Here is a 24,631-nt window from a genome sequence, read left to right on the forward strand (position 1 = left end):
GTTCAGGACCTCTCCCGCAGCCGGAAGAGCACCTCGCCGGCGTTCTGCACGACCATGACCTCCGGGTCCGCCTCGAGGGCGTCGAGGTCGACGTCGGCCGGGTCCATCCACCGCAGGTTCACGGCCTCCACCTGCTCGCGCGGGATCGAGGTGGCGAGCGTGATGGTGACCCGGTTCCTCTCCTCGCCGGTCTCGGCGTCGTAGGTGCCCTGCCCGCGCAGGTGCGTGGAGTGCGCCAGCTCGCCCCACGGGTGGTCCTTGAACTTCTCCCACTGCTTCACGAAGTAGTCGCGGTTGTGGTAACCGATCTTCAGGAGTCCGGGGTGCATGGCCGAGACCTGGGTGATGTGCGGGGCGTAGATGATCACCTCGCCGCCGTCGGCCACCACCGGCTCGAGCTTGTAGAAGCCCTTGGCCCCGGTCCAGATGTCGTCGTACATGGTGGGCAGGACGGAGACCACCGTCCTGACGGGCTCGTCCAGGTAGGTGATGTGGCTGGCGGCCGCGATGTCGGAGGCAGCCTCCCAGGCCGACTCCGTGGTCCCCACGCTGACCGAGTGCAGTCGGTCCGTGCCGGCCTCCGTGACGACGGCGACGCACAGCTTCTCGCCCGGGATGCGGGCGGCGGCCGCGTTGATAAGGGCCCGCACCGGCGTGATCCCGCGGGTGCCGATGATGTCGAAGGAGGAGATGAGCGCCCCGACCCAGTGGGACATGTCGATGACGTCGTGGCCGGACAGCCCGGGGAAGAAGTACTTGTTGCCGCCGGACATGCCGACCACCTCGTGCGGCAGGACCGGGCCGACGACGAGGGAGACGTCGTGCTCGACGACGGCCTTGTTGACGACGACGTGCATCGGCCGGTCGGTGAGCCGTCCGCCGGAGTACCGGGCGACCTCCTCGGCGGGGATCGTGCCGAGGTCGGCGAACGTCTCGGGCTTCCACCACTCGTGGTTGAGCACGCGCCAGCCCGGGTAGGTGTCCTCGAGGCGGCCCGGCTCGTAGCCCAGGTGCGCCGCGAGGGCCTCCTCGCTCATGGCCGCGTGGGTGCCCAGGGCGATGAGCACGGTGACCGTCGTGGCACGTCCGTGCAGGGCCTCGTGGACGGAGCGCATGAGCAGCGGCATGGAGACGGACCGGGTGCCGTCGGGGACGACGAGCGCCACGCTGCGCCCGTCGAGGTCCATGCGGCCGAGCGCACCGACGATCTGCTCGCGCACCTGCTCGTCCGTCAGCACGCCGTCGGCGTCGCCGACCGTGCTCGCCTTCTCCACCAGCTCCGGGGGTACCACCGTCGTCGAGGTCATGGGTAGACCTTCCTCCACGCGGCGCCCGCTCGGCAATTGCGACGCCCCGGCCGTGGCAACCGGTGGCAACGGCTTCCCGGTCACACGAAGCGTGTGCTCCGCTCGACCACCCCGCCGGTCGTCGAGTACACCTCGGTGCCGTCGATGAAGACGCGCTCGGCGCGGGAGTAGACGTCCAGCGGGTCGCCGGACCAGACGACGACGTCGCCGTCGAGGCCGGGACGAAGCGCGCCGACCCGGTCGTCCAGACCGAGCATCGCGGCCGGGTTGAGCGTCAGCGCGCGGACGGCGACGTCCCTGTCGAGCCCCTCCTTGACGGCGAGGGACGCCTGGTGGACGAGAAAGTTGATGGGCACGACGGGGTGGTCGGTGGTGATCGCGACGCGTACGCCGGCCTCCGCGAGGCGCGCCAGGTTGGCGATCGCCCGCTCGCGCAGCTCGACCTTGGACCGGTTCGTCAGCATCGGGCCGAAGATGACGGGGATGTCTTTCTCCGCCAGGACGTCGGCGATCTTGGCGCCCTCGGTGCCGTGGTTGACGACGAGCCGGTAGCCGAACTCCTCGGCCAGGCGGATCGCGGTGGCGATGTCGTCGTGCCGGTGGGTGTGCTGGTCCCAGACGAGCTCGCCGTCGAGCACGCGCACCAGCGTCTCCAGGGCGAGGTCGCGCTGGTGCGGCTTGCGTTCGGCCGTGGCGTGGGCGCGCGCGGCGGCGTAGTCCTGCGCGGCGATGAACGCCTCGCGGATCACCTTGGCCACCCCGAGCCGGGTCGACGGCGTCTGCTTCTTCTCCGAGTACACCCGCTTCGGGTTCTCCCCGAGCGCGGACTTCACGGACACGGCGGCGCGGATGACCTGCTCGTCGACGGTGCGCCCGCCCCAGGTCTTGATCGCCACCGTCTGCCCGCCGATCGGGTTGCCCGAGCCGGGCTTGACGACGGCGGAGGTCACCCCGCCGACGAGCGCGTCGCGGAAGCCCTGCTCCTCGATGTCGATGGCGTCCAGGGCGCGCACCGCGGCCATGTTCGGCCCGGTCATCTCGTTGACGTCGTCGCCGGCCCAGCCGACGCCCTCCTCCGTGACGCCGAGGTGTGCGTGCGCCTCGACGAAGCCGGGCAGCACCCAGCGGCCGGTGGCGTCGACCACCCTCACGCCGTCGGGCACCGCGACGTCCGTGCCGACGGCGGCGATCACGCCGTCGACGACGAGCACGGTCCCGTTCTCGACAGGCTCGCCGTCCACCGGGACGACGCGCCCGCCGACGACGGCGACGCTCCCGCGGCTGGGACGGACCTGGGCGGCGCTGGAGTCGGTCATGGCGTCATCCTTCCGGATCCTGCCGAGCGGGACGAGGCGGGGCGCGTGGACGTGACGCTGCGGGGGGAGCGGACCGGAGGGTCAGAAGCCGTAGTCGTCACGCGCCACCCATCGCACGCCGCGCCGGTGGCTGAGCAGCACGGCGCGGACCGGAGTCCCGGCAGCCAGGCAGCCGTCGTGCATGCCCCGCATCAGCCCGCGGTCAGCCTCTGTGAGCAGGGGCCCGGACGGGCGCTCCACGACGAGGACCACGCTGCTCGCCCCGCTGTGCTCCACGGCGACGCCGGCGAACCGGCCGAACGTCAGGGAGTTCGCGGGCGTCATCGGCTCGGGCAGGTCGTCGCAGGGCATGAGCAGCGGCTGCAGGTACGACTCCTCGTCGAGGAACAGGAGCCAGACCTGCCGGCGCAGCGCGGGACCGAGAAGCTGGTAGACGCCCTCGGCGAGCTCCTCGTCCGTCCTGAGCGGGGTGACCGGGCGTGCATGGGTGTGATGGCTCATGGCCCGAGCGTCCCGGCACTCTCCGGAACGGCGTCCGCCGTCGCCGCTCCGCTGGGGACAGGGCGGCGACCCTGTGGACGGTCCGCTCAGGCAGGCGACGTGCTCAGGGGATCGGCCACGTGTGCACCGGTTCGTTGCTGTGCATGAGCAGGACGTACTCCTTGAGCATCGCCTGGAGCGCGGCCGGGCGGTCCATCCCGCGCGCCTCGAAGGCCTGGGTGGCGGCGACCTGCCAGCTCGCGCCGTTCGTGCGCTGCTTCGCCCGGCCCTCGATCACCTGCAGGTACCGGTCCGCCGCTTCCGACGCCACCCCCAGCCGCTCAAGACCACGCTGCGCGGCGGGCAGCAGCGCCCGCAGCACCAGCTCGTCCCAGTCCACGGCGCCGACGCCTGGCCAGTAGAGCCGGGACTCCGCGCCGTGGCGGGCGGCGGTGCTGAAGTTCTCCCGGGCGGCCTCGAAGCTCATGCGTGACCAGATGGGTCGCTCGTCGAGCACCATGTCCACCGAGGCGCCGTAGAAGAAGGCCGCGTTCGCCAGCACGTCGATGACGGTGGGGCCCGAGGGCAGGACGCGGTTCTCCACCCGAAGGTGGGGGCGGCCGTCGCTGACGTCGTAGATGGGGCGGTTCCAGCGGTAGATGGTCCCGTTGTGCAGCCGCAGCTCCGACAGCTGCGGGGTGCCCCCGGCCGCGAGCACCTCGAAGGGGTCCTCGTCGGACGTCTCCGGCAGCAGGGCCGGGTAGTAGCGCACGTTCTCCTCGAACAGGTCGAAGATCGAGTTGATCCACCGGTCCCCGAACGGCACGAGCGGACGCACCCCCTGGTTGCGCAGCTCGGGCGGCCGGGTGTCCGTGGACTGCAGGAACAGCTCGATCCGCGACTCGGCGTGGAGCTGGTGGCCGAAGACGTAGGGTGAGTTCGCGCCGAGCGCGAGCTGGGGCCCGGCCAGCACCTGGGCGGCGTTCCAGTACCGGGCGAAGGAGTTCGGGCGTACCTGGAGGTGGAACTGGGTGGAGGTGCAGGCGGCCTCCACGGCGATCGTGTCCGCGGTCATCTGCAGGCGCTCGGCGCCGCGGATGTCGATGACGACGTCCTCCCGCCGGGAGGCGAGGACCGCCTCGTCGAGCATCTTGTACCGGTCGTTGGGGGAGAACCAGGACCGGCCGGGCTCGGGCCGGGGGAGGGTGGGCAGGATCCCCACCATGACGATGCCGGCACCGAGGTCGCCCGCGCGGTCCCGGGCACGGTTGAGGTTCCTCCGCATGGCGGACTCGAGCTGGAGCAGCGACTGGCCGTCGATGCGTCGAGGTTCGACGTTCAGCTCGATGTTGAACCGCCCGAGCTCGGTCTGGTAGCGCCAGTCGTCGATGTGCTCGAGCACCTCGGCGTTCTTCATGGACGGCATGAAGTCCGCGTCGACGAGGTTCAGCTCGATCTCCAGGCCGGTGCGCCACTCGTCCTGCTCGAAGGACCCCCGGTCGAGCATCTCCTCGAGGGCGTCGAGGCAGCGCTGGACCGCCTGCCGGTACCGGGTGTGGTCCGCACGGGTGTAGGCCTTGGCACTGACGTCCTTGCCCATCGGGCCTCCTGATCCTGCTCGTCGTCCCCGGCGTGTCGCGGGCGCCTCCAGCATGCTGGGGGCAGCGGGCGCACGCACGCCGGGGTGGCCTGGGCCACCACGGTGTCCGCGCCGGGCGGAAGCCGCGGGCGCCGTCGGCACGTGAGAGGGGAGAATGGCCGCGATGAGCAGCGCGGGTGGAACCAGGCGACGGTGGGAGTGGTGGCACCGGCAGGCGCCGGCGACCCGGCAGACCGTCCGCGGCGTGCTCGCCTTCCTGCTCACCGGCCTCGTCGCGGTGGTGCTCGGGGTGACCACCGCGACCACGCACTCCTCCCTCGGCCCCCACGAGGCCGACTACCACGTCACCCTCGACCGTCAGGTGTCGCTGCGGATGGGGCCGCTGGGGGACGTGATCATCGACTCCCCGCTGCCCTGGCCGCTCGGCGCGGAGGTCGTGGTCCGCGAGATACCGACGGACCTGGAGATGACCGGGTCGCCGATGCCCGGGCTGCTGGCCGACCTGGAGGCGTACGGCCAGCTCTTCGGCCAGCCGGAGGCGGCGATCGCCGACGCGGTGCGCGGGCTGGTCACCGACGCCCTCGGCCGCACCGCCGTCGCCTGGTCGCTCATGCTCGTGCTGCTGGCGGCCGGTCGGCTCGCCTCCCACGGGCGCCTGCGTGACGAGCTCCGGGCCGCTCTCGCCCGACCCGGGGTCGCCGTCCTCACGGGCGCCTTCGTGCTCGGCGGCCTGACCGCCGTCGTGGTGCCCGAGACGCGGCAGGACGAGCCCGTCGGCTACAGCCCGCCCGTGCTGGACGGGACCCCGCTCGAGGGAGCGCGGATCACCGGCCGCCTGGCCGACCTCGTCGCCGTGTACGGCCAGACCGCGCGTGACGCCTTCGAGGAGAACGAGGCGTTCTACGCCCTCGCCTCGGAGAACCTCGTCGCCGCCCACGAGGCGGCGGCCGAGGCGCCGCAGGACCGCAGCAGGCAGGCACCGGAGGACGGCGGGGCGCGTGCCGCGGAGACGGCCGGGACGACGGCGGACGGTACCTCGGGGCCCGCGGCGGACGCGCCGTCGGGCCCGCCCGAGGCGGCGTCCTCGGACGCGGCGGAGGCCGCGACCTCGGCCACCGCCGAGGGACCCGATCCCGACCCCGTCACGTTGCTGCTCGTCTCGGACCTGCACTGCAACGTCGGGATGGCGGACGTGATCGCGACCGCCGTGGAGCTGACCGGCGCCGAGGTCCTGCTCGACGCCGGAGACACCGTCATGAGCGGGACGTCCGTCGAGTCCTACTGCGTCGACGCGTTCGCCCGCGCGGTCCCCGACGACGTGCCCGTGGTGGTGTCCACCGGCAACCACGACTCCGTCACGACGGCGGACCAGGAGCGGCGGGCCGGCTGGCGGGTGCTCGGCGGCGAGGTCGTCGACGTCGCCGGGGTGCGCATCCTCGGTGACACCGACCCGACCCTGACCGCCGTCGGGGCCGGCACCCGTCCCGAGCGCCAGGAGTCGGTGCCGGAGATGGCCGACCGACTCTCCGAGGTGGCGTGCGCCGCCGCGGAGGACGGCGACCCGGTGGACATCCTCCTCGTCCACAACCCGCGGGCCGGCGCCCCCACCCTGGACGCGGGGTGCGCCAGGCTGCAGCTGTCCGGGCACTGGCACCGCACGGTCGGTCCGGAGCTGGCCGGTGCCGGTGTGCGCTACGTCAGCACCTCGAGCGGCGGGGGTGCCGGCGGCGGGGCGACGGTCGGGCCGCTGACGGGGGAGGCGGAGCTGACGGTGCTGCGGCTCGACCGCGCCACCGGCGAGCCGATGGACTTCCGGCGGATCCAGATCGGGACCGACGCGTCGGTGCGGCTGCAGCCGTGGCAGGAGTTCCCGCGCCAGGGCACCGCGGCGCTGCCCGAGGCCGACGGCGCAGGCGGCGCCGACCCGGCCGGCACCGACCCGACGGGTGCCGACCCGGCTGGCACCGACCCGACCGGCACCGACCCGACCGGTGCCGACCCGACGGCCACCGCACCGACGGACGGCTGACGACGGCTGGCCGCGGAGGCCGCATACTGTCCCCCGTCACCGAACTCAGGAGGACGCGAGCGTGAGCACCGGTAGCTCCTCATCCCACGTCGACGGCGCACGGACGTCGAAGGACGTCGACGACCTGACCGACGACGAGCTCGAGGCCGAGCTCGCCACCCTCGACCGCACCCGGCCCAGCGAGCACCAGCGGGCCGGCGGGGCACCGCGTGAGCTGGGCTGGATCCTCGTCATCGGCGGCCTGCTGGGCCTGTGGGCGGCCGTGGAGCTGGTGCTCAGCGAGATCAAGGTCGCAGGGGACCCGAACGCGGCGCTCGCGTGCGACTTCAACCCGCTCATCGGGTGCGGCAGCTTCATCACCACGTGGCAGGCGCACGCGCTCGGCATCCCCAACGCGGTCGTCGGCACGGTCGCCTTCGCGGCGTGCCTGACGGTGGGGGTGGTGCTCCTCGCCGGCGCCCGGCCGGCGCGCTGGTTCTGGGTGGCGCTGACCGCCGGGGCCACGGGCGCGATCGCGGCGATCTTCTGGTTCCAGTACCAGGCCTTCTTCAGCATCCGGATGCTGTGCCCGTACTGCCTCGTGGTGTGGGTGGTGACCATCCCGATCTTCGTCAACGTCCTGGCGCGCAGCGCGCAGGCCGGGCACGTGCGCCTGCCCGAGACGCTGCGCCGCACGCTGGTGCAGGACCGCTGGGTGATCGTCGCCGTCTGGTACGTGCTCGTCGTCGTCGCGGCGGCCGTGATCTTCTGGGACCAGTGGTTGCTGCTCCTGGGCTGAGGCACCCCGGAGGCGCCAGCACCGGGCGGGCCCAGGCCGTGAACGTGACCTACCGGCCGAACGTGACCTACCGGCCGAACGTGACCGGCTGGCCGAACGTGACCGGCTGGCCGAACGTGACCTGCCGGCCGAACGTGACCTACCGGTTGAACGCGCCCTAGCCGAGAGCGGCCGAGCTCAGCTGCACCGGGACGCGGTCGCCGTGCCCGGCCTCCCGCAGCGCCTCGCGCACCCGCTCCGCCGCGGCGTCGAGCTCCTCGCCGGGCACGTCGTGGCGGGCGTTGTCGAAGCGCAGCGACTGCTCGTCCCAGGCGGGCAGCACGTGCAGGTGCAGGTGCTCCACCTCGAACCCGGCCACCAGCACCGCCGCCCGCGGCGACCCGAACGCCGCCTGCTGCGCACGCCCGACGTTCTTGGCCACCACGGCGAGGTGCGCGAGCAGCTCGTCGTCGGCGTCGGTGTACTGGTCGACCTCCTCGCGCGGGACCACGAGCATGTGCCCGTCGGTGATCGGGGCGATGGTGGAGAAGACGACGCAGCGCTCGTCCGCCCACACGAACCGCCCGGGGATCCGGCCGTCGATGATCTGCGTGAACACGGTGCTCATGGGGCCATCCTGGCAGGTGCGGCGGTGCTCAGCCCCGACGGGCGGGTCTCAGCCTCGGCGGGGCGCCGCTCAGTCCCGGCGGGGCGCCGCTCAGTCCCGGCGGGGTGCGGCGATCTGCGCGGCGAGGTGGCCGCCGCCGTAGCCGTTGTCGATGTTCACCACGCCCACGCCGGGCGCGCAGGCGTTGAGCATCGTCAGCAGCGGGGCGAGGCCCTCGAAGGCGGCCCCGTAGCCGACCGAGGTGGGGACCGCCACCACCGGCGCCGACACCAGGCCCGCCACCACGCCGGGCAGCGCACCGTCCATGCCGGCCACCACCACCACGGCCGCGGCGGCGCGCAGCGTCCCGGTCCGGGCGAGGATCCGGTGCAGCCCGGCGACCCCGACGTCGATGACGAGCTCGGTGCGCCGGCCGAGGTACCGGGCGGTGAGCTCGGCCTCGCGCGCGACCGGCAGGTCGGACGTGCCGGCGCAGGCGACGACGACGAGGCCGCCGGTCGCCTCGGGCGGCGCCGCCGGCCACGCCAGCAGCCGCGCCTCGGGATCGTGGAACGCGTCGGGGAGGACCTCCAGGACCGCGGCCGCCCTCTCGGCGTCGGCACGTGTGAACAGCGTGCGGGGGACCTGCTCGGCGGGGGCGCCCCGGTGCCGCTCGAGCAGGGCGGTGGCGATCGCGCGCAGCTGCGCCGGGGACTTGCCCTCGCAGAAGACCGCCTCGGGGTAGCCCCGGCGCCGGGCACGGTCGTGGTCGAGCTCGGCGACGCCGTCGACTGCCAGGTCGCCCTGCGCGACGGCCTTCGAGGCGTGCGTGAGCGGACCGGTGCCGTCAGCCACGGCCGCCCACCGCCAGCAGCGGCAGGGTGAACGCGCCGGACTGGATGCCGCGCAGGTCCACCACCACGAACCGGAAGCCCGCGTCGCGGATGCCGGCGTCCAGGGCCACGCGCACGTCCTCCTGGCCCGCGCGGGCGATCTCCGCCGTCGGCAGCTCGATGCGGGCGATGTCGCCGTGGTGGCGCACGCGCCCGTCGGAGAAGCCCAGCTCGCGCAGCACCTCCTCGGCCCGCTCGACCTGACGGAGCTTCTCGGGCGTGACGTCCTCCCCGTGCGGGATGCGGGAGGCCAGGCACGGTGCGGCGGGCTTGTCGGCCACCGGCAGCGCCAGGGCCCGCGCCACCAGGCGCACCTGCGCCTTGGACAGCCCGGCGACGGAGAGCGGGCGCAGCACCCGGTGGTTCGTCGCCGCCCGGGAGCCGGGGCGGTCGGGCCGCCTGGCGTCGTCGGCGTTCTCCCCGTAGGCGACCGCCGCCAGGCCGTGCGCGGCCACGACCTCGTCGCTGATCCGCGCGAAGAGCTCGTCCTTGCAGAAGAAGCAGCGGTCGACGCCGTTGCGCACGTACTCGGGGTTCTCGCCCTCGTGGGTGGCGACCTCGACGACCCGGGCGCCGATGAAGGCGGCCGTATCGTGGGCGCGCGCCCGCTCGGAGCGCGCCAGGGAGGGGGAGACGCCGAGGAGGGCGACGACGTCGTCCGGCCCGAGCGTGCGCACCGCGAGGGCGAGGAGGAGGGCCGAGTCGACCCCGCCGGAGTAGGCCACGCCCAGCGGGGCGGCGCCGCGCAGCTCCTCCCCGACGGCGTCGGCCAGGGCCAGCGCCTCACCGGCCAGCACGGTCGTCATCCCCGCCACGTCTGTTCTCCTTCTTCTCGGCTCCCGTCACTGTACGCACGGCTCCCGGGCGGACGCGCCGCCGCCCGGCCCGGCCCTGGCCGGGCTCAGGCCCGGCCGGTCCAGCGCCGCCGCAGCAGGTGCGCGGCGGCCTTCGGGCGGCGGTCGCGGGTGAACACGCCCTTCTTGTTGCCGTCCACGCGGACGATGCCGCGGGAGGTCTGGAAGTCGGCGAAGTTCCACACGTGCTCGCCGGCCATCGCGTCCACGCGGTCGAAGACGCGGTGGTACATGTCCAGGAACTCGCTCTGGTACTCCTCCGACCACATGGCACCGGTGAGGTCGTGCAGGCCGGCTACGGTGTCCGCGCCGTACTCGGTCATGATGATCGGCTTGCCGTGCGCCTCCCACTGGCGCAGCTCGGCCTCGAGGGCGTCCTCCGCGGCGGCGAGGTCGCCGGTGTCGTTGTACCAGCCGTAGTAGCGGTTGATCATCACCACGTCGGAGTACTGCATCAACCGGTCCTGGTCGGCGGGGGAGTACATGACGTTGACGAAGCCGATCGGGCGGTGCTTCTCGAGCTCGCGGGTGAGCTCGAACAACGGCCGGAAGTACTCCTCCGACTCGGGCGTGTGCGACTCCGGCTCGTTGGAGATGGACCACATCACCACGCTCGGGCGGTTCTTGTCCCGGGCGACCAGCTCGCGGATCGCCTGGGCGTGGACCTCGCGGGTGCGCTCGGAGACGGTGTCGGGGGAGAACACCTGGTCCACCGTCATCCCGAGGACGGCGCCCACGGCGGCGTTCATCCCCACGGCAGCGGTCTCGTCGATGACGACGATCCCGTGCGCGTCGGCGTAGTCGAGGACCTCCTCCGCGTAGGGGTAGTGCGAGGTGCGGAAGGAGTTGGCGCCCACCCAGTCCAGCAGCTCGAAGTCGTGGACCATCTCGGCGTCGTCGTGGCCCTTGCCCCGGGTGAGGTGGTCCTCGTGCATGCCGAAGCCGCGGAAGTAGAAGGGGCGGCCGTTGATGAGGAACTCGGTGCCGCGGACCTCGACGGTGCGGATGCCGACCTTCTGGGTGTACGTGTCCACGAGCGCGCCGTCCGCGCCGAGGACCTCGATCACGAGGTCGTAGAGGTAGCCGTCGCCCGGCGCCCACAGGTGCGCGTCGGCGACGGTGAGCGTGCCGGACGCGCCGTCGGCCGCGGCGACCTGGGTGCCCTCGGCGTCCAGGAGGCGGACGCGCACGTCGCCCTGGCCCTCCACGGCCACGTCGAAGTCGACCGTCCCGGTGGGGTGCTCCGCCGTCGCCTCGCCCTCGATGCCCGGGACGACGGTGACGTCGGAGACGTAGGTGGTGGGCGTGGTGTAGAGCCACACGGGCCGGTGGAGCCCGGCGTAGTTGAAGAAGTCGTGCATGTACTTCTGCCGCGGACCGTGGTCGGTCTCGACGACCATGCCGGGCGGGATGGTCTCCCAGCTGAGCCGGTTGTCGACGACGGCGGTCACCCGCACCTCCTCGCCCGGGGTGACCAGGGCGGTGACGTCGGCCTCGAACGGGGTGTAGCCACCCTCGTGGCTCATGACCTCGGTCTCACCGACCCACACGGTGGCGCGGTGGGTGGCCGAGTCGAACCTCAGGACGACGCGCTCCCCGGCCCAGCCCCGGGGCACCCGCGTGGTGGTCTGGTACCAGACGTCGCCCACGTGGTCGTGCAGCTCGCGGCCCGGGACGATGTCGTTGTAGCTCGCCGGCACGGGCATGTCCCGCGCCTCGGCCAGCGGACCCGCGAACCAGCGCGCGGCGCGGCCCACCCCGTCGGCGTCCGGCCTGAACCGCCACAGCCCGGTGAGGGAACGGCGTTCACGGGTGGCGGAGTCCTGGGGCCGGAGCATGGGGCGGGTCCTTTCGGTCGGCGGTCCGTGGGGACGGACGCTGGTCGGTTCGGGAGTCGGGCGGGGACGGGGGCGGGAAGTCGGGTGCGCGAACGCCCCGTCCGGCGGACCGGACGGGGCGGACGGCGTCAGCGGCCGGTGCCGGGGCCGTCGTCGAGGCCCGGGAGGGCCGTGCCGGCGGCCGGGGCGGCTCCGGCGGAGCCGGACAGTTCCGCGTGCCGCTGGGCGCGCCTCGCCTGGATCTGCTGCATGATCTCGGCGAACCGGGCCTCGGTGAGCGGGTACCGGGACATGATGAGCAGGGCGATGAGGAAGCACGCGGCGGGCAGGATCGCCACGGCGTTGGTCATCCCGTCGAGGACGGACTGCGGCTGGACGTCCAGGGCGCCGTTGTACCCGATGAAGGCGAGCGCGTAGGACGCGACGGCCGCGCCGACCGCCTGACCCACCTTGCGGGTGAAGGAGAAGGCGGCGTAGGTGGCGCCCTCGGTGCGGATGCCGGTCTGGAGCTCGCCGTACTCGACGGTGTCGGCCTCCAGGGCCCAGGTCATGGTGTTGAGCAGGGCCATGCCGAAGCCGATGAGGAACAGGGCGAACAGGCTCAGCAGGAGGTTCGAGCTCAGGCCGAAGAGGATGCCGCCGGTGATGGCGACGCCGCAGGCACCCATGAAGCCGGTCTTCTTGCCGAGGCGGCGGGTGACGCCGGGGCCGAGCGGGCCGACGTAGAGGACAGCGCCGGTGGTGATGATCGTGACGACGGAGGCGAGCCAGTTGCCGGCGCCGGCGTACTGGGCCAGGGCGTGGTTGGCGATGTAGATGCCCATGGCCGAGACGATGTTCTGGCCGGTGAGGTAGAAGAACGACGAGCTGCACAGGCGGATCAGCGGCTTGTTCTGCCGGACGGTGCGCAGGGTGTCGCGCAGCGAGACCTTCTCGACCTCGCGGTAGACGGTCTCCTTCGAGGTCAGGAAGGTCGTCATGAACAGCGCGGTGCCGATGAGCAGGAAGACGAACGAGGTGATGAGGAACGTGCTGGCCAGGTTCTCCGCGGCCTTGATCTGCGGCGCGAGCACGAGGGAGAGCAGCAGGATGGTGGCGCCGGAGCCGACCATGCGGGCCGAGGCCAGGCGGGACCGGTCGACCGGGTTCTGGCTCATCGCGCCGGCCAGGGAGCCGAACGGGATGTTGACCAGGGAGTACAGCAGCCCCATGAGGGCGTAGGACGAGACGGCCCAGACGAGCTTCATGTTGTAGCTGTCGACGGGGATCCAGAAGCAGAGCAGGTTCGCGGCCAGCAGCGGCACGGAGTACCAGAGGAGGAACGGCCGGAACTTGCCCCACCGGGTCATCGTCCGGTCGACCACCCGGCCGGCGAAGATGTCGGCGAAGGCGTCCCAGATCTTGACGAAGAGGAAGATGTTGCCGGCGTGCACGGGGGAGATGCCCACCACGTCGGTGTAGAAGATGAGCAGGAACAGGCCGGTCATCTGGAACGCGATGTTGCACCCCGCGTCGCCGGCGCCGTAGCCCGCGATGGTCTTGAACGACAGGTGCGGCCTCGCGGCGGCATCGGTGCTCGCCGTTCGGGCGGTCATCGCCGTGCTGGACATGTGAGCTCCCTGAATGGGTCTGTGCGCGTGGCACCTGGTCACTCTCCCGCACGGGCCCGGGGGGCTGCACGAGGAGCTGTTGATGCATTCATTCACGCACCGTGCTGGGCACCGCGCTAAGTAGTTGCCACGGGTTGCCGCACGCGTGCCACAAGTTGCCGTGGTTGCCACCTCCGGCGGCAAGGTGGCCCGGTCGCGCGCTATCCCTGCGGTCCGGCGGGCGGCAACTCTTTGCCATGAGTTGCTCCGCTTCCGTACCGTGGCCCCACCGGACCCGGAAAGGACGTCGGTGGACACCAACGAGACGGACCCGCAGCACGGCATCCCGGCTGCGACCGACGGCGCGGCGGACGACGCCACGGACCTCGCGGACCTGTCGGACCCCGCGGACCTTCCCGCACCCGCCCGACGGCGCAGCTCACCCACGATCTACGACGTCGCGCAGGCCGCCGGCGTGGCGCCGTCGACCGTGTCGCGGGCGTTCTCCCGGCCAGGACGCGTGAACGCCGAGACGGCGGAACGCATCCGCAGGGTCGCCGCCGAGCTGGGCTACCGCACCAACCCGATGGCGCGGGCCCTCGCGACCACCCACACGAGCCTGCTCGCCCTCGTGGTGCCCGACATCACCAACCCCGTCTACTTCGAGATCATCAACGGCGTGCAGGACGAGGCCGCGGAGGCCGGCTACACGGTCCTGCTGGTGGACTCGCGGGAGTCCGACAAGCGCGAGCGGGAGGCCCTGGAGCGGGCGCTGCCCATCGTGGACGGCATCGTGCTGGGCACCTCGAGGATGTCCGACGCCGCCATCCGGATGATCGCGAAGCAGAAGCCCATGGTCGCGCTCAATCGCGCCGTGCGGGAGATCCCGTCCGTCGTGCCCGACAACGCCCGCGGGGTGCGCCGGGCCCTGGAGCACCTCGGTGAGCTCGAGCACGACGTCGTCACCTACCTGGCGGGACCGGAGGCCTCCTGGGCCGACGGCATGCGCTGGCGCGGCCTGCGGGAGGCGTCCCTCGAGCTGTCCGTCCACGTCCGCCGCATCGGGCCGCTCTCACCGACCGTCGCCGGCGGGGTCGCGGCCGCCAAGGCCTGGATGGACGCGCCGACGACGGGCGTGATCGCCTACAACGACCTCGTGGCCATCGGCTTCATCCGCACGGTCCAGCAGCGCGGCAAGAAGGTCCCGGACGACGTCTCGGTCATCGGCTACGACAACATCTTCGCCGCGGACCTGGTCTCGCCGGCGCTGACCACGGTGGCCACGCCCCGCCGCGCGCTGGGGGCGGCGGCGGTGCGCAACCTCGTCGCCCAGATCAAGGGGGCGCACCCCCGCGGCGGGCCGCCCGTCGTCGTGCCCGTCAAGCTCGTCGAGCGCGAGAGCACCACGCGGAACGGGCGCGGCTGAGGCGTCCCGCGGGATGGCGGACCGCAGGGGTCCGGCAACAGGCGGCAACACGTTGGCTCCGGCGGTGCGCCGACACCACCATGAGCGCATGACCTCAACAGACGATGACGTCCTGCACGTCCATCCCGACCGACTCCTCCCCGCGGACCCCGCCCTGCGTCCCATCGCCAGGGAGCTCTACGACGCGGTCAAGGACCTGCCGATCATCTCCCCGCACGGCCACGTCCCGCCCCAGTGGCTGGCGGACGACGTGCCGTTCGCGGACCCGACGTCGCTGCTGATCACCCCGGACCACTACGTCAACCGGCTCCTGCACGCCAACGGCGCGTCGCTCGCGGACCTGGGCGTGGGCCAGAAGGACTTCACGCCCGAGCAGTCCCGGCGCGCCTTCCGGATCCTGTGCGAGAACTGGAAGATCTTCCGCGGCACCCCGATGAAGTTCTGGTTCGAGTCCGAGCTCGCCGACGTCTTCGGCATCGAGCTGGTGCCCTCGGCCGCCACCGCGGACCGGATCTACGACCAGATCGCCGAGGCCATCGCCACGCCGGAGTTCCGCCCCCGCGCGCTGTACTGGACGTTCGGCATCGAGTTCATCGCCACCACCGACGACCCGGCCGACGACCTGCGGCACCACCAGAAGCTGGCGCAGGACCCGACGTGGGAGGGCAAGGTCGCCCCGACGTTCCGTCCCGACAAGTACCTCGAGCCGGCCACTCCCGCCTGGAACGGCCTGATCGACACCCTCGGCGAGGTCTCCGGCGTCGACACCGGCACCTACGCCGGCTGGGTGGCGGCGATGGAGAACCGCCGCGCCTTCTTCAAGGAGAACGGCGCCGTCTCCTCCGACCACTCCCACAAGGACGCCGGGGCCGAGAAGCTCGACGACGCCGAGGCGGAGCGGCTCTACGCCCGGGCCCGCGCCGGCGAGATCACCCCGGAGGAGGGCGACGCCCTGCGCCGAGACTTCGTCTTCCAGCAGGCGCGCATGGCGTCCGAGGACGGGCTGGTCATGACGCTGCACCCGGCCGTGGTGCGCAACCACCACACGCCCACCTTCGGCACCTACGGCGCCGACGTCGGCGGCGACATCCCGATGTCCGTGGAGTTCGCGCGCGCGCTGCAGCCGATGCTCTCCGCCTTCGGGACGGCCCCGAACTTCCAGCTCGTGCTGTTCACCATCGACGAGACCGTCTACTCCCGGGAGCTCGCCCCGCTCGCCGGCTTCTACCCGTCGGTGTACGTCGGCGCCCCGTGGTGGTTCATCGACGAGGCCGAGGCCATCAAGCGCTACCGCCGGGCGATCACCGGGTCCGCGGGCTTCACCCGGACCTCCGGCTTCATCGACGACACCCGCGCCTTCCTGTCCATCCCGGCGCGTCACGACATGAACCGCCGCCTCGACTCCGGCTTCCTCGCCGAGCTCGTCGCGGACCACCGCCTGACCATGGACGAGGCGCTGGACACCGCCCACGACCTGGTCGTCACCCAGCCCCGGAAGGCGTTCAAGCTGTGAGCACCACGACCGTCCCCCGCCTGACGCGCGAGAACCACGGACGCCCGGCCGCACCGGTGCGCATGGTGCACCTGGGCGTCGGCAACTTCACGCGGGCGCACCAGGCCTGGTACACCGAGCACGCCCCGGACGCGGGGGAGTGGGGGATCGCGGCGTTCACCGGACGCCGGCCCGACACCGCTGAGGCGCTCGCGCCCCAGGACGGGCTCTACACCCTCATCACCCGCCACGCCGACGGCGACACCTTCGAGGTCATCAGCTCCCTCTCGGCGGTGCACCCGGCCTCGGACACGGCGGCCTTCCTGTGCTACCTGCGCGACGAGCAGACGGCCGTGATCACCTCGACGGTGACGGAGGCCGGCTACATGCGCGGTCCCGACGGGCACCTCGCCGCCGACGACCCCGCGGTCGTCGCCGACGTCGAGGCGCTGCAGGCGGACCCCGAGGCGGCCACGCGGACGACGCCGGGCAAGCTCGTCGGCGGGTTCCTCGCCCGGCGGGCGGCAGGAGCCGGCGCGATCACCGTCCTGCCGTGCGACAACCTGCCCGACAACGGCCCGGCCTTCCGCACCGTCGTCACCGAGCTCGCCGAGCGGGTCGATCCCACGCTGGTGGAGTGGATGCAGGAGAACGTCGCCTGGGCCACGTCCATGGTCGACCGCATCACCCCGGCCACGACCGACGCGGAACGTGCTGCGGTCGCCGACTCGGAGGGGTACGACGACGTCTCGCCCGTCCCCACCGAGCCCTTCAGCGAGTGGGTCATCGCCGGTGACTTCCCCGCCGGGCGGCCCGCGTGGGAGGAGGCCGGCGCCGCCGTCGTCGAGGACGTCCACCCCTTCGAGCAGCGCAAGCTCTGGATGCTGAACGGCTCCCACTCGCTCATGGCCTACGCCGCCACGATCCTCGGGCACGAGACCGTGGCCGACGCGATCGCGGACCCGACGGTGCGCGGCTGGGTCGAGGAGTGGTGGGACGTCGCCGGAGAGCACCTCGAGCTCGGCGCGGAGGAGGTCCGGGGCTACCGGGCAGCCCTGCTGGACCGCTACAACAACCCCCGCGTGCGGCACCTGCTGGCGCAGATCGCCGCCGACGGCTCGCAGAAGATCCCCGTGCGCATCCTGCCCGCGCTGCGGCTCGAGCGTGCTGCCGGCCGGCTGCCCGACGGTCCGGTCCGCGCCCTGGCCGCCTGGGTCCTGCACCTGCAGGGCCACGGCGCGCCGGTGAAGGACGCCCGCGAGGCGGACGTCGTCGCCGCCGCGCAGGGTTCGGTCGCCGAGGCGACCACGGCGCTGCTGGAGCTCCTGGCCCCGGACATGCTTCCGGACGAGGACCTCGTGGGCGCCGTCGTCGACCGCGCCGAGGAGATCGTCGTGCTGGAGGGCTCCGCGAAGGCCTGAGAAGCCAGTCCGAGGAGCACCGTGAGCATCCGCTCACGGTGCTCCTCGGCGTGCCCGCGAGCGTGGCGACGTGTCGCGGCCGCGAAGGCGTCGCCCACAGATTTCGGCGTGATGATGCGCATCCGGGAGTCCGGACGCGAAGCGACGGTGACACCCTCGTGACCCGTGCGTGACGTCGCGAGGCAAGGAGTGGCAACTCTTTGCCGGTCGGATCCCGGGTGTGACTGAATCAACCCGTCAGACCCCACCGTGTCCACGGCGGCCCCCAAGATCTCGGGCGAACCCGACAGCGCAGTTGCGTCCGTCAGCCCGACGCGGTGAGCGATCACCGCACGCACGACCGACCGCTCGTCGACGAGCAGAATGGAACAAACACGATGCGCAAGAAGACCCTCTCCCTGGTGGCCCTCACCGGCGTGACGGCGCTCGGCCTGGCCGCGTGCGGCGGCGGCAACGCCTCGGAGGACGGCACCGCGGGCGGCGGCGCGGCCGGCGGCACCACCATGCGCCTGGCCCTCAACCAGACCGAGGAGCACCCCTCGTACATCGCGCTGGACAACTTCGGCGAGCGCCTCTCGGAGGCCACCGACGGCCGCTGGGACGTCGACGTGTTCCCGAACGAGACCCTCGGTGCCCAGCAGGAGGCGCTCCAGCTCGTCTCGGACGGCACGGTCGACCTCGCGATCGTCTCCGGCACGCAGCTCGAGAACCTCAACGAGGACTTCCTCGTCTTCAACCTCCCCAAGGTCTTCGACGACGTCGACCACCAGATGAAGGTCATCCACGACCAGGAGATCGTGGGCGACCTCTACTCCTCGCTCGAGGACTCCAACAACCTGACCGTGCTCGGCGGCTTCACGCAGGGCGCCCGGAGCGTCTACACGACCGACGGCCCGGTGGAGACCCCGGAGGACCTCGCGGGCAAGAAGCTGCGCGTCCAGGAGTCCGACCTGCACATCGCCATGGCCGAGGCCATGGGCGCCGCCGCCACCCCGATGGCCTACGGCGAGGTGTACACCGCCCTCCAGTCCGGCGTGCTCGACGCCGCCGAGAACAACGAGGTCTCCTTCTACACGGCCAAGCACTTCGAGGTGGCGCCGCACTGGTCCTACACCAACCACCTGGTCGGCCTGGACTACCTGATCATCAACACCGACCTGCTCGAGGGCATGTCGGAGGAGGACCGCGCCATCTTCGACGAGGAGTGGCAGGCCACCTACGAGGAGCACACGCAGCTCTGGGACGAGGCCACGCAGGAAGCCATCGAGCAGGCCAAGGCCGGCGGGGCGACCTTCACCGAGGTGGACAGCGCGGCGTTCGACGAGCCGCTGTCAGCCCTGGCGGACGAGTTCATCACGAACGAGAGCCAGCAGGCCCTCTACGACGCCGCCCGCGCCGCCGCCGAGTGACCCGTCGCGCCAACCGTCATAGAAAGGAGGTGACACCGTGCACGCGCTCAAGAACGGACTCGACGCCGTCCTGAAGTGGGCCTCGGTCGTCCTGTTCGCGCTGCTGGTGGTCATCGTGGTCTGGCAGGTCTTCACCCGCCAGGTGATCGAGAGCCCGGCCACCTGGACCGAGGAGGCCGCCCGCTACACGTTCGTGTGGCTCGGCTTCTTCGCCGCGGCCCTGGTGTTCTCCGAGCGGGGGCACATCGCGGTGGACTTCCTGGTCCGCCAGTTCCCCGAGGCCGTCCAGCGGGTCATCGCTGTGCTCGTCCAGCTCGCCATCATCGCGTTCGCGGCGATCACGCTGGTCTACGGCGGTTGGCGCGCCTCTCAGGGCGCCTGGAACCAGAACCTGACCGCGCTCTCCGGCACGGTCGGCCAGATGTACCTGGTCATGCCGATCACCGGTGTCCTGATCATCATCTACGCCCTCTACCACGTCGTCGCGCAGCTCACGCGCAGCGAGTCCGCGGTCGAGGACGTCGAGCCGGACGTCATCTAAGGAGGATCGATGGAACCCGCAAGCCTCGCAGGGCTCATCCTGCTCGTCGGCATCGCCGTCACGATCCTCCTGAGCGTCCCGATCGCCGTCGGGATCGGGCTCTCGTCCGTGCTCGCCGCGACGGCGCTGCTCGGTTTCGACGGTGCGGTGCTCGCCAGCTCGCAGCGCATGTTCACCGGCATCAACTCGTTCAGCCTGCTGGCGATCCCGTTCTTCGTCCTCGCCGGCGTGCTCATGAACAACGGCGGTATCGCCGGTCGACTCATCGACGCGGCCAAGGTCCTCGTCGGGCGCATGCCGGCGTCGCTGGCGCAGACCAACGTCGTCGCCAACGCGATGTTCGGCGCCGTCTCCGGCGCGGCCGTGGCAGCGGCCGCCGCCGTCGGAACGGTCATGACCCCGCGCATGAGGAGCGAGGGCTACGACCGCCCCTTCGCGGCGGCCACCAACGTGGCCTCCGCCCCGGCCGGCATGCTCATCCCGCCGTCCAACACGTTCATCGTGTACTCGCTGGTCTCCAGCACCTCCATCGCGGCGCTGTTCATGGCCGGCGTGGGGCCGGGGCTCGTCTGGGCGTTCGCCTGCATGCTCGTCGTCTTCCTGTACTCCCGGAAGCACCCCGAGCTGAAGGGCACCCGCCACCCGAGCTTCCTCGAGGCGCTGAAGGTCATCTGGCTCGCCGTCCCCTCGCTGCTGATGATCGTCATCGTCATCGGCGGCATCCTGGCCGGCATCTTCACGGCCACGGAGTCCTCGGCCATCGCCGTCGTGTACTCGCTCGTCCTCGGCTTCATCTACCGGAACATCAAGGTCAAGGACCTGCCGGGCATCCTGCTCGACGCGGCACGTACCACCGCGATCGTCATGCTGCTCGTGGGCGTCTCGTCCTCGCTGTCCTGGGTGATGTCGTTCGCACGCATCCCGGACATCATCTCCGACGCGATGCTCGGTCTGACCGACAACTCCACGATCATCCTCATCATCATGATGGTGATCCTGCTGATCGTCGGCTGCTTCATGGACCCGACGCCGGCGATCCTGATCTTCACGCCGATCTTCCTGCCGATCGTCATGGAGTTCGGGGTCCACCCGGTGCACTTCGGCACGATGATCGTCTACAACCTCTGCGTGGGGACGATCACGCCGCCGGTGGGGAACGTGCTGTTCGTCGGGTCGCGGGTGGCCGGCCTGCGGATCGAGCCCGTGGTCAGGCGGCTTGTTCCCTTCCTGGTCGCTCTGGTCGTCGGCCTGTTCGTCGTGGTCTTCGTCCCGCAGATCTCGATGTGGCTCCCGACCGCCATGGGGCTCGTCCAGCCCTGACCGTCAGGACAGCTCCGAGGGCCGGCACCGTTCGCGGTGCCGGCCCTCGGCGTCTGCCCGGGTTCACGTGCCGCTAGCCTGATGCACACGCATCGAACGGGGGAGACCGTGGACCACGAGGTGAGCACACGCGCGGCGGCGGAGGCGTGGGAGTCGCTCTTCCGCACGCAGTCCAACCTCATGCGCCGGTTCGAGTCCGGCGGCGACTTCGCGCCGCTGCGCTCCCGCGAGTACGACGTGCTCTTCACCCTCAGCCGCGCGCGGGAGGGACGGCTGCGGCTGCGCGAGCTCAACGAGGCGGTCTTCCTCAGCCAGCCGAGCCTCAGCCGGATGGTGGAGCGGCTCGAGGCCCGGGGCCTCGTGGCGCGCGAGCCCGCGCCCGACGACGCCCGCGGGACCGTCGTCGTCCTCACCGAGGACGGGCGCGAGATGCAGCGCGAGATCGGCCGGCGGCACGTGCGCAGCATCCGGCGCCACGTGGGCGGGGCGCTCACCGAGGAGGAGCTGGCCACGCTGACGGACCTGACCACCAGGCTGCGCGCTTACCGGCCCTGACGCGGCCGCCCGGCCGGCCCGCGCGTGCCCTGCGCTAGCCTGTACCCATGACGGCCGTGGTGCTCCTTACCCAGCCGCGCTGACACCAGCGGGTGCCCCACCTGGCGGGCGCCGCACCAGCGCGGCTCACCTCCCTGTCCGGGAGGTTTTTTCATGCGTGAGGAGCCACCGCCACTTCTCGGGACGAGGAACGAACCATGAGCAAGCAGGACGACTCCGCCACCGCGGTGCACGACACCGGCGCGCAGGCGGACACCACCAGCTATCGCTACACCGCCGAGCTGGCGAATGAGATCGAGCGGGCCTGGCAGGACCGCTGGGAGGAGCGGGGCACCTTCCACGCCGCGAACCCGACCGGGGACCTCGCGGGCGACGGCGTGCCGGCGGAGAAGTTCTACCTGCTCGACATGTTCCCCTACCCCTCGGGTCGCGGCCTGCACGTCGGGCACCCGCTGGGGTACATCGCGACCGACGTCGTGGGCCGCTACCAGCGGATGAAGGGCAAGAACGTCCTGCACGCCCTGGGCTACGACGCCTTCGGCCTGCCCGCCGAGCAGTACGCGGTCCAGACGGGCCAGCACCCTCGGGTGACCACCGAGGAGAACATCGCCAACATGCGGGGTCAGCTGCGCCGTCTGGGCCTGGCCCACGACGACCGGCGCACCTTCGCGACGACGGACCCGGACTTCGTGCGCTGGACCCAGTGGATCTTCCTGCAGATCTACAACTCGTTCTACGACGTCGACGCGCCGCGTCCCGACGGTGGCACCGGGCGTGCGCGCCCGATCGCCGAGCTGGAGGCAGAGCTGGCGGCCGGCACCCGTCCCACCCCGGACGGCCGCCCGTGGGCCGAGCTGAGCGCGGACGAGCAGCGCCGCGTCGTCGACGGCCAGCGCCTGGCGTACATCTCGGAGGCACCGGTGAACTGGTGCCCCGGCCTGGGGACCGTGCTCGCCAACGAGGAGGTCACCGCGGACGGCCGCTCCGAGCGCGGCAACTTCCCGGTGTTCCGGCGGAACCTGCGCCAGTGGATGCTGCGCATCACCGCCTACGCCGACCGCCTGGTCGACGACCTTGACAACATCGACTGGCCCGAGAAGGTGCGCTCGATGCAGCGCAACTGGATCGGGCGCTCCAACGGCGCGCACGTCGACTTCACCGTGCCGGGCACCGACGAGCCGCTGACGGTCTTCACCACGCGGCCCGACACGCTCTTCGGCGCCACCTTCATGGTCGTCTCGCCCGAGCACCCGCTCCTGGACGGCGCCCGCGGGCTCGTCCCCGCCGGCTGGCCCGAGGGCACGCGCGAGGTGTGGACCGACGGTGCCGCCACCCCCGAGGAGGCCGTCCGCGGCTACCAGCGCGCCGCCGCCGCGAAGAGCGACGCCGAGCGACAGGACGCGGAGCGCACCAAGACCGGTGTCTTCACCGGCATCTACGCCACCAACCCCGTCAACGGCGCGCGGATCCCGGTCTTCACCGCCGACTACGTCCTCATGGGCTACGGCACGGGCGCGATCATGGCCGTCCCCGGCGGGGACCAGCGCGACTTCGAGTTCGCCCAGGCTTACGAGCTGCCGGTGGTCTACACCGTCCAGCCGCCCGAGGGGTACGACGGCGGCGCCTACGCCGGCGAGGGCGTCGTCATGAACTCCTCCGGCGACGAGCTGTCGCTGGACGGGATGGACGTCGAGACCGCGAAGACGGCCATGACCGACTGGCTCGAGGCCAACGGCGTCGGCCGCGGCGCCACCACCTACCGCCTGCGCGACTGGCTCTTCTCCCGCCAGCGCTACTGGGGCGAGCCCTTCCCGGTGGTCTACGACGCCGAGGGCCGGGCCCACGCCCTGCCCGAGTCGATGCTGCCGGTGGAGCTGCCCGAGGTGCCGGACTACTCGCCGCGCACCTTCGACCCCGACGACGCCGCCTCCAGCCCCGAGCCGCCGCTGGGCCGCGTGCCGGAGTGGGTGGAGGTCGAGCTGGACCTGGGTGACGGGCCGCGCACGTACTTCCGCGACGTCAACACCATGCCGAACTGGGCGGGCTCGTCCTGGTACGTGCTGCGCTACCTGGACCCGCACAACGAGCAGGCGCTGGTGGACCCGGAGGTGGAGCGGTACTGGATGGGCCCGCGCCCGGCCACCACGCTGCCCGACGGCACGGCCGTGCCCGCGAACGTCTCCGGCGGCGCCGACCTGTACGTCGGCGGCGTCGAGCACGCGGTGCTCCACCTGCTGTACGCCCGCTTCTGGCAGAAGGTCCTGTACGACCTGGGGCACGTCTCCAGCTCCGAGCCCTTCCACAAGCTCTTCAACCAGGGCTACATCCAGGCCTACGCCTACGCGGACAACCGCGGCCAGTACGTCCCGGCCGACGAGGTCGAGGAGGTCCCCGCCGCCGACGGCACCTCCGAGCCCACCTACCGGTGGAACGGCCAGGAGGTCTTCCGCGAGTACGGCAAGATGGGCAAGTCACTGAAGAACATCGTCACGCCCGACGACATGTACGCCACCTACGGCGCCGACACCTTCCGCGTCTACGAGATGTCCATGGGGCCGCTGGCCGACTCGCGGCCGTGGGACACCCGCGCCGTCGTCGGCTCCCAGCGCTTCCTGCAGCGGCTGTGGCGCAACGTCGTCGACGAGCGCACCGGTGAGACCACCGTGGTGGACACCCCGGCCGACGACGAGACGCGCCGTCTGGTCGCCCGCACCGTGGAGGAGGTCGAGACGGAGATGTCGGCGATGCGGGTCAACACCGCCGTCGCCCGCCTCATCGTGCTCAACAACCACCTCACCTCCCTGGAGCAGGTGCCGCGCGAGGCGATCGAGCCGCTGGTGCTGATGGTGGCGCCCGTCGCCCCGCACATCGCCGAGGAGCTGTGGGCCCGGCTGGGACACACCGAGTCGCTCGCCCACGAGCCCTTCCCGACGGCGGACCCGGCCCTCCTGGTGGACGAGACCGTGACGTGCGTGGTCCAGGTGGCGGGCAAGGTCCGCGACCGGCTCGAGGTCCCGCCGTCGATCGGCGAGGAGGAGCTGAGCGAGCGGGCGCTCGCCTCGGCCGCAGTGCGGCGCACCCTGGGCGAGCGCGGCGTGCGCAAGGTCATCGTGCGCGCACCCAACCTGGTCAACATCGTCCCCGGAGCCTGACGGGCGTTACGCAGGGACGGGCCCGGGAGCGGACGGCACGGCGCC

Annotated in this window: 20 protein-coding genes; 11 read left to right on the forward strand and 9 right to left on the reverse strand. The window is 71.9% G+C overall.

All coding sequences use genetic code 11. The annotated features are described in order from the left end of the window. Positions 1–2: 2 nt before the first annotated feature. The 4 genes from ATJ97_RS18575 to ATJ97_RS18590 all read right to left on the reverse strand — a co-directional run bounded on the left by ATJ97_RS18575 (position 3) and on the right by ATJ97_RS18590 (position 4,703). The gene (locus tag ATJ97_RS18575; protein WP_098485020.1) at positions 3–1,307 is read right to left on the reverse strand and encodes a lactate racemase domain-containing protein; all 1,305 of its coding nucleotides are present in this window, start codon (positions 1,305–1,307) and stop codon (positions 3–5) included. An 80-nt stretch (positions 1,308–1,387) separates the two neighbouring features. Continuing rightward, positions 1,388–2,623 carry an amidohydrolase gene (locus ATJ97_RS18580; RefSeq protein ID WP_098485021.1) on the reverse strand — a complete coding sequence of 412 codons (1,236 nt, stop codon included), beginning with the start codon at positions 2,621–2,623 and terminating at the stop codon, positions 1,388–1,390. Between the two features lie 81 nt (positions 2,624–2,704). Beyond that, on the reverse strand, positions 2,705–3,124 hold the full coding sequence (locus ATJ97_RS18585; RefSeq protein WP_098485022.1) for a hypothetical protein: 420 nt from the start codon (positions 3,122–3,124) through the stop codon (positions 2,705–2,707). A gap of 103 nt (positions 3,125–3,227) precedes the next feature. Further along, a complete protein-coding gene (locus ATJ97_RS18590) occupies positions 3,228–4,703 on the reverse strand; it encodes a glutamate-cysteine ligase family protein (RefSeq protein WP_098485023.1) in 1,476 nt (491 codons plus the stop codon). Positions 4,704–4,866: 163 nt separating this feature from the next. Here ATJ97_RS18590 and ATJ97_RS18595 point away from each other — a divergent pair, with 163 nt between their 5' ends. From ATJ97_RS18595 to ATJ97_RS20620, 3 genes are all read left to right on the forward strand, one after another. Continuing rightward, the gene (locus tag ATJ97_RS18595) at positions 4,867–6,732 is read left to right on the forward strand and encodes a metallophosphoesterase family protein (RefSeq protein ID WP_143427077.1); all 1,866 of its coding nucleotides are present in this window, start codon (positions 4,867–4,869) and stop codon (positions 6,730–6,732) included. A 61-nt stretch (positions 6,733–6,793) separates the two neighbouring features. After that, the gene (locus ATJ97_RS18600) at positions 6,794–7,510 is read left to right on the forward strand and encodes a vitamin K epoxide reductase family protein (RefSeq protein ID WP_170037576.1); all 717 of its coding nucleotides are present in this window, start codon (positions 6,794–6,796) and stop codon (positions 7,508–7,510) included. A gap of 38 nt (positions 7,511–7,548) precedes the next feature. Continuing rightward, entirely contained in the window at positions 7,549–7,671 is a 123-nt protein-coding gene (locus ATJ97_RS20620) for a hypothetical protein (RefSeq protein WP_281254981.1), read from the forward strand. On the opposite strand, the gene ATJ97_RS18605 is transcribed toward ATJ97_RS20620, so the two are convergent. The 5 genes from ATJ97_RS18605 to ATJ97_RS18625 form a co-directional block, all read right to left on the reverse strand. Then, positions 7,668–8,117 (reverse strand): HIT family protein, encoded by a 450-nt coding sequence (locus tag ATJ97_RS18605; protein ID WP_098485026.1) that lies wholly within the window; start codon positions 8,115–8,117, stop codon positions 7,668–7,670. The two genes, ATJ97_RS20620 and ATJ97_RS18605, sit on opposite strands and share 4 nt — an antisense overlap. A 90-nt stretch (positions 8,118–8,207) precedes the next feature. After that, entirely contained in the window at positions 8,208–8,894 is a 687-nt protein-coding gene (gene larB, locus ATJ97_RS18610) for a nickel pincer cofactor biosynthesis protein LarB (RefSeq protein WP_098485604.1), read from the reverse strand. A gap of 49 nt (positions 8,895–8,943) precedes the next feature. Continuing rightward, a complete protein-coding gene (larE, locus tag ATJ97_RS18615; protein WP_098485027.1) occupies positions 8,944–9,795 on the reverse strand; it encodes an ATP-dependent sacrificial sulfur transferase LarE in 852 nt (283 codons plus the stop codon). A gap of 95 nt (positions 9,796–9,890) precedes the next feature. Then, a complete protein-coding gene (uidA, locus tag ATJ97_RS18620; protein ID WP_098485028.1) occupies positions 9,891–11,681 on the reverse strand; it encodes a beta-glucuronidase in 1,791 nt (596 codons plus the stop codon). A 128-nt stretch (positions 11,682–11,809) separates the two neighbouring features. Beyond that, positions 11,810–13,291 carry a glycoside-pentoside-hexuronide (GPH):cation symporter gene (locus tag ATJ97_RS18625; protein ID WP_170037579.1) on the reverse strand — a complete coding sequence of 494 codons (1,482 nt, stop codon included), beginning with the start codon at positions 13,289–13,291 and terminating at the stop codon, positions 11,810–11,812. A 289-nt stretch (positions 13,292–13,580) separates the two neighbouring features. Here ATJ97_RS18625 and ATJ97_RS18630 point away from each other — a divergent pair, with 289 nt between their 5' ends. The 8 genes from ATJ97_RS18630 to leuS all read left to right on the forward strand — a co-directional run bounded on the left by ATJ97_RS18630 (position 13,581) and on the right by leuS (position 24,586). Next, positions 13,581–14,696 (forward strand): LacI family DNA-binding transcriptional regulator, encoded by a 1,116-nt coding sequence (locus ATJ97_RS18630; protein WP_245862736.1) that lies wholly within the window; start codon positions 13,581–13,583, stop codon positions 14,694–14,696. Between the two features lie 88 nt (positions 14,697–14,784). Then, complete coding sequence (gene uxaC / locus ATJ97_RS18635) at positions 14,785–16,209, forward strand: glucuronate isomerase (RefSeq protein ID WP_098485030.1); 1,425 nt, start codon at positions 14,785–14,787, stop codon at positions 16,207–16,209. Continuing rightward, positions 16,206–17,609 (forward strand): mannitol dehydrogenase family protein, encoded by a 1,404-nt coding sequence (locus ATJ97_RS18640; protein WP_245862738.1) that lies wholly within the window; start codon positions 16,206–16,208, stop codon positions 17,607–17,609. The genes uxaC and ATJ97_RS18640 overlap by 4 nt, the downstream gene beginning before the upstream one ends. A 377-nt stretch (positions 17,610–17,986) precedes the next feature. Further along, complete coding sequence (locus ATJ97_RS18645; RefSeq protein WP_098485031.1) at positions 17,987–19,018, forward strand: TRAP transporter substrate-binding protein; 1,032 nt, start codon at positions 17,987–17,989, stop codon at positions 19,016–19,018. A gap of 37 nt (positions 19,019–19,055) precedes the next feature. Beyond that, entirely contained in the window at positions 19,056–19,559 is a 504-nt protein-coding gene (locus ATJ97_RS18650) for a TRAP transporter small permease (protein WP_098485032.1), read from the forward strand. A gap of 9 nt (positions 19,560–19,568) precedes the next feature. Continuing rightward, positions 19,569–20,879, forward strand: coding sequence for a TRAP transporter large permease (locus ATJ97_RS18655; protein ID WP_098485033.1), 1,311 nt, complete (start codon positions 19,569–19,571; stop codon positions 20,877–20,879). Positions 20,880–20,960: 81 nt separating this feature from the next. Continuing rightward, the gene (locus ATJ97_RS18660) at positions 20,961–21,434 is read left to right on the forward strand and encodes a MarR family winged helix-turn-helix transcriptional regulator (protein WP_098485034.1); all 474 of its coding nucleotides are present in this window, start codon (positions 20,961–20,963) and stop codon (positions 21,432–21,434) included. Between the two features lie 197 nt (positions 21,435–21,631). After that, positions 21,632–24,586 carry a leucine--tRNA ligase gene (leuS, locus tag ATJ97_RS18665; RefSeq protein ID WP_098485035.1) on the forward strand — a complete coding sequence of 985 codons (2,955 nt, stop codon included), beginning with the start codon at positions 21,632–21,634 and terminating at the stop codon, positions 24,584–24,586. Positions 24,587–24,631: the final 45 nt, after the last annotated feature.

This window comes from Georgenia soli, from assembly GCF_002563695.1.
Classification (GTDB): Bacteria; Actinomycetota; Actinomycetes; order Actinomycetales; family Actinomycetaceae; genus Georgenia; species Georgenia soli.

What these genes read in the sequence shown, in the direction of transcription:
- ATJ97_RS18625 (WP_170037579.1), bottom strand. Translation starts at nt 13,291, where the DNA reads ATGTCCAGCACGGCGATGACCGCCCGAACGGCGAGCACCGATGCCGCC.
- ATJ97_RS18585 (WP_098485022.1), bottom strand. Translation starts at nt 3,124, where the DNA reads ATGAGCCATCACACCCATGCACGCCCGGTCACCCCGCTCAGGACGGAC.
- leuS (WP_098485035.1), top strand. Translation starts at nt 21,632, where the DNA reads ATGAGCAAGCAGGACGACTCCGCCACCGCGGTGCACGACACCGGCGCG.
- ATJ97_RS18580 (WP_098485021.1), bottom strand. Translation starts at nt 2,623, where the DNA reads ATGACCGACTCCAGCGCCGCCCAGGTCCGTCCCAGCCGCGGGAGCGTC.
- uidA (WP_098485028.1), bottom strand. Translation starts at nt 11,681, where the DNA reads ATGCTCCGGCCCCAGGACTCCGCCACCCGTGAACGCCGTTCCCTCACC.
- ATJ97_RS18575 (WP_098485020.1), bottom strand. Translation starts at nt 1,307, where the DNA reads ATGACCTCGACGACGGTGGTACCCCCGGAGCTGGTGGAGAAGGCGAGC.
- ATJ97_RS18590 (WP_098485023.1), bottom strand. Translation starts at nt 4,703, where the DNA reads ATGGGCAAGGACGTCAGTGCCAAGGCCTACACCCGTGCGGACCACACC.
- ATJ97_RS18655 (WP_098485033.1), top strand. Translation starts at nt 19,569, where the DNA reads ATGGAACCCGCAAGCCTCGCAGGGCTCATCCTGCTCGTCGGCATCGCC.
- ATJ97_RS18645 (WP_098485031.1), top strand. Translation starts at nt 17,987, where the DNA reads ATGCGCAAGAAGACCCTCTCCCTGGTGGCCCTCACCGGCGTGACGGCG.
- ATJ97_RS18660 (WP_098485034.1), top strand. Translation starts at nt 20,961, where the DNA reads ATGCACACGCATCGAACGGGGGAGACCGTGGACCACGAGGTGAGCACA.
- ATJ97_RS18595 (WP_143427077.1), top strand. Translation starts at nt 4,867, where the DNA reads ATGAGCAGCGCGGGTGGAACCAGGCGACGGTGGGAGTGGTGGCACCGG.
- uxaC (WP_098485030.1), top strand. Translation starts at nt 14,785, where the DNA reads ATGACCTCAACAGACGATGACGTCCTGCACGTCCATCCCGACCGACTC.
- larE (WP_098485027.1), bottom strand. Translation starts at nt 9,795, where the DNA reads ATGACGACCGTGCTGGCCGGTGAGGCGCTGGCCCTGGCCGACGCCGTC.
- ATJ97_RS18605 (WP_098485026.1), bottom strand. Translation starts at nt 8,117, where the DNA reads ATGAGCACCGTGTTCACGCAGATCATCGACGGCCGGATCCCCGGGCGG.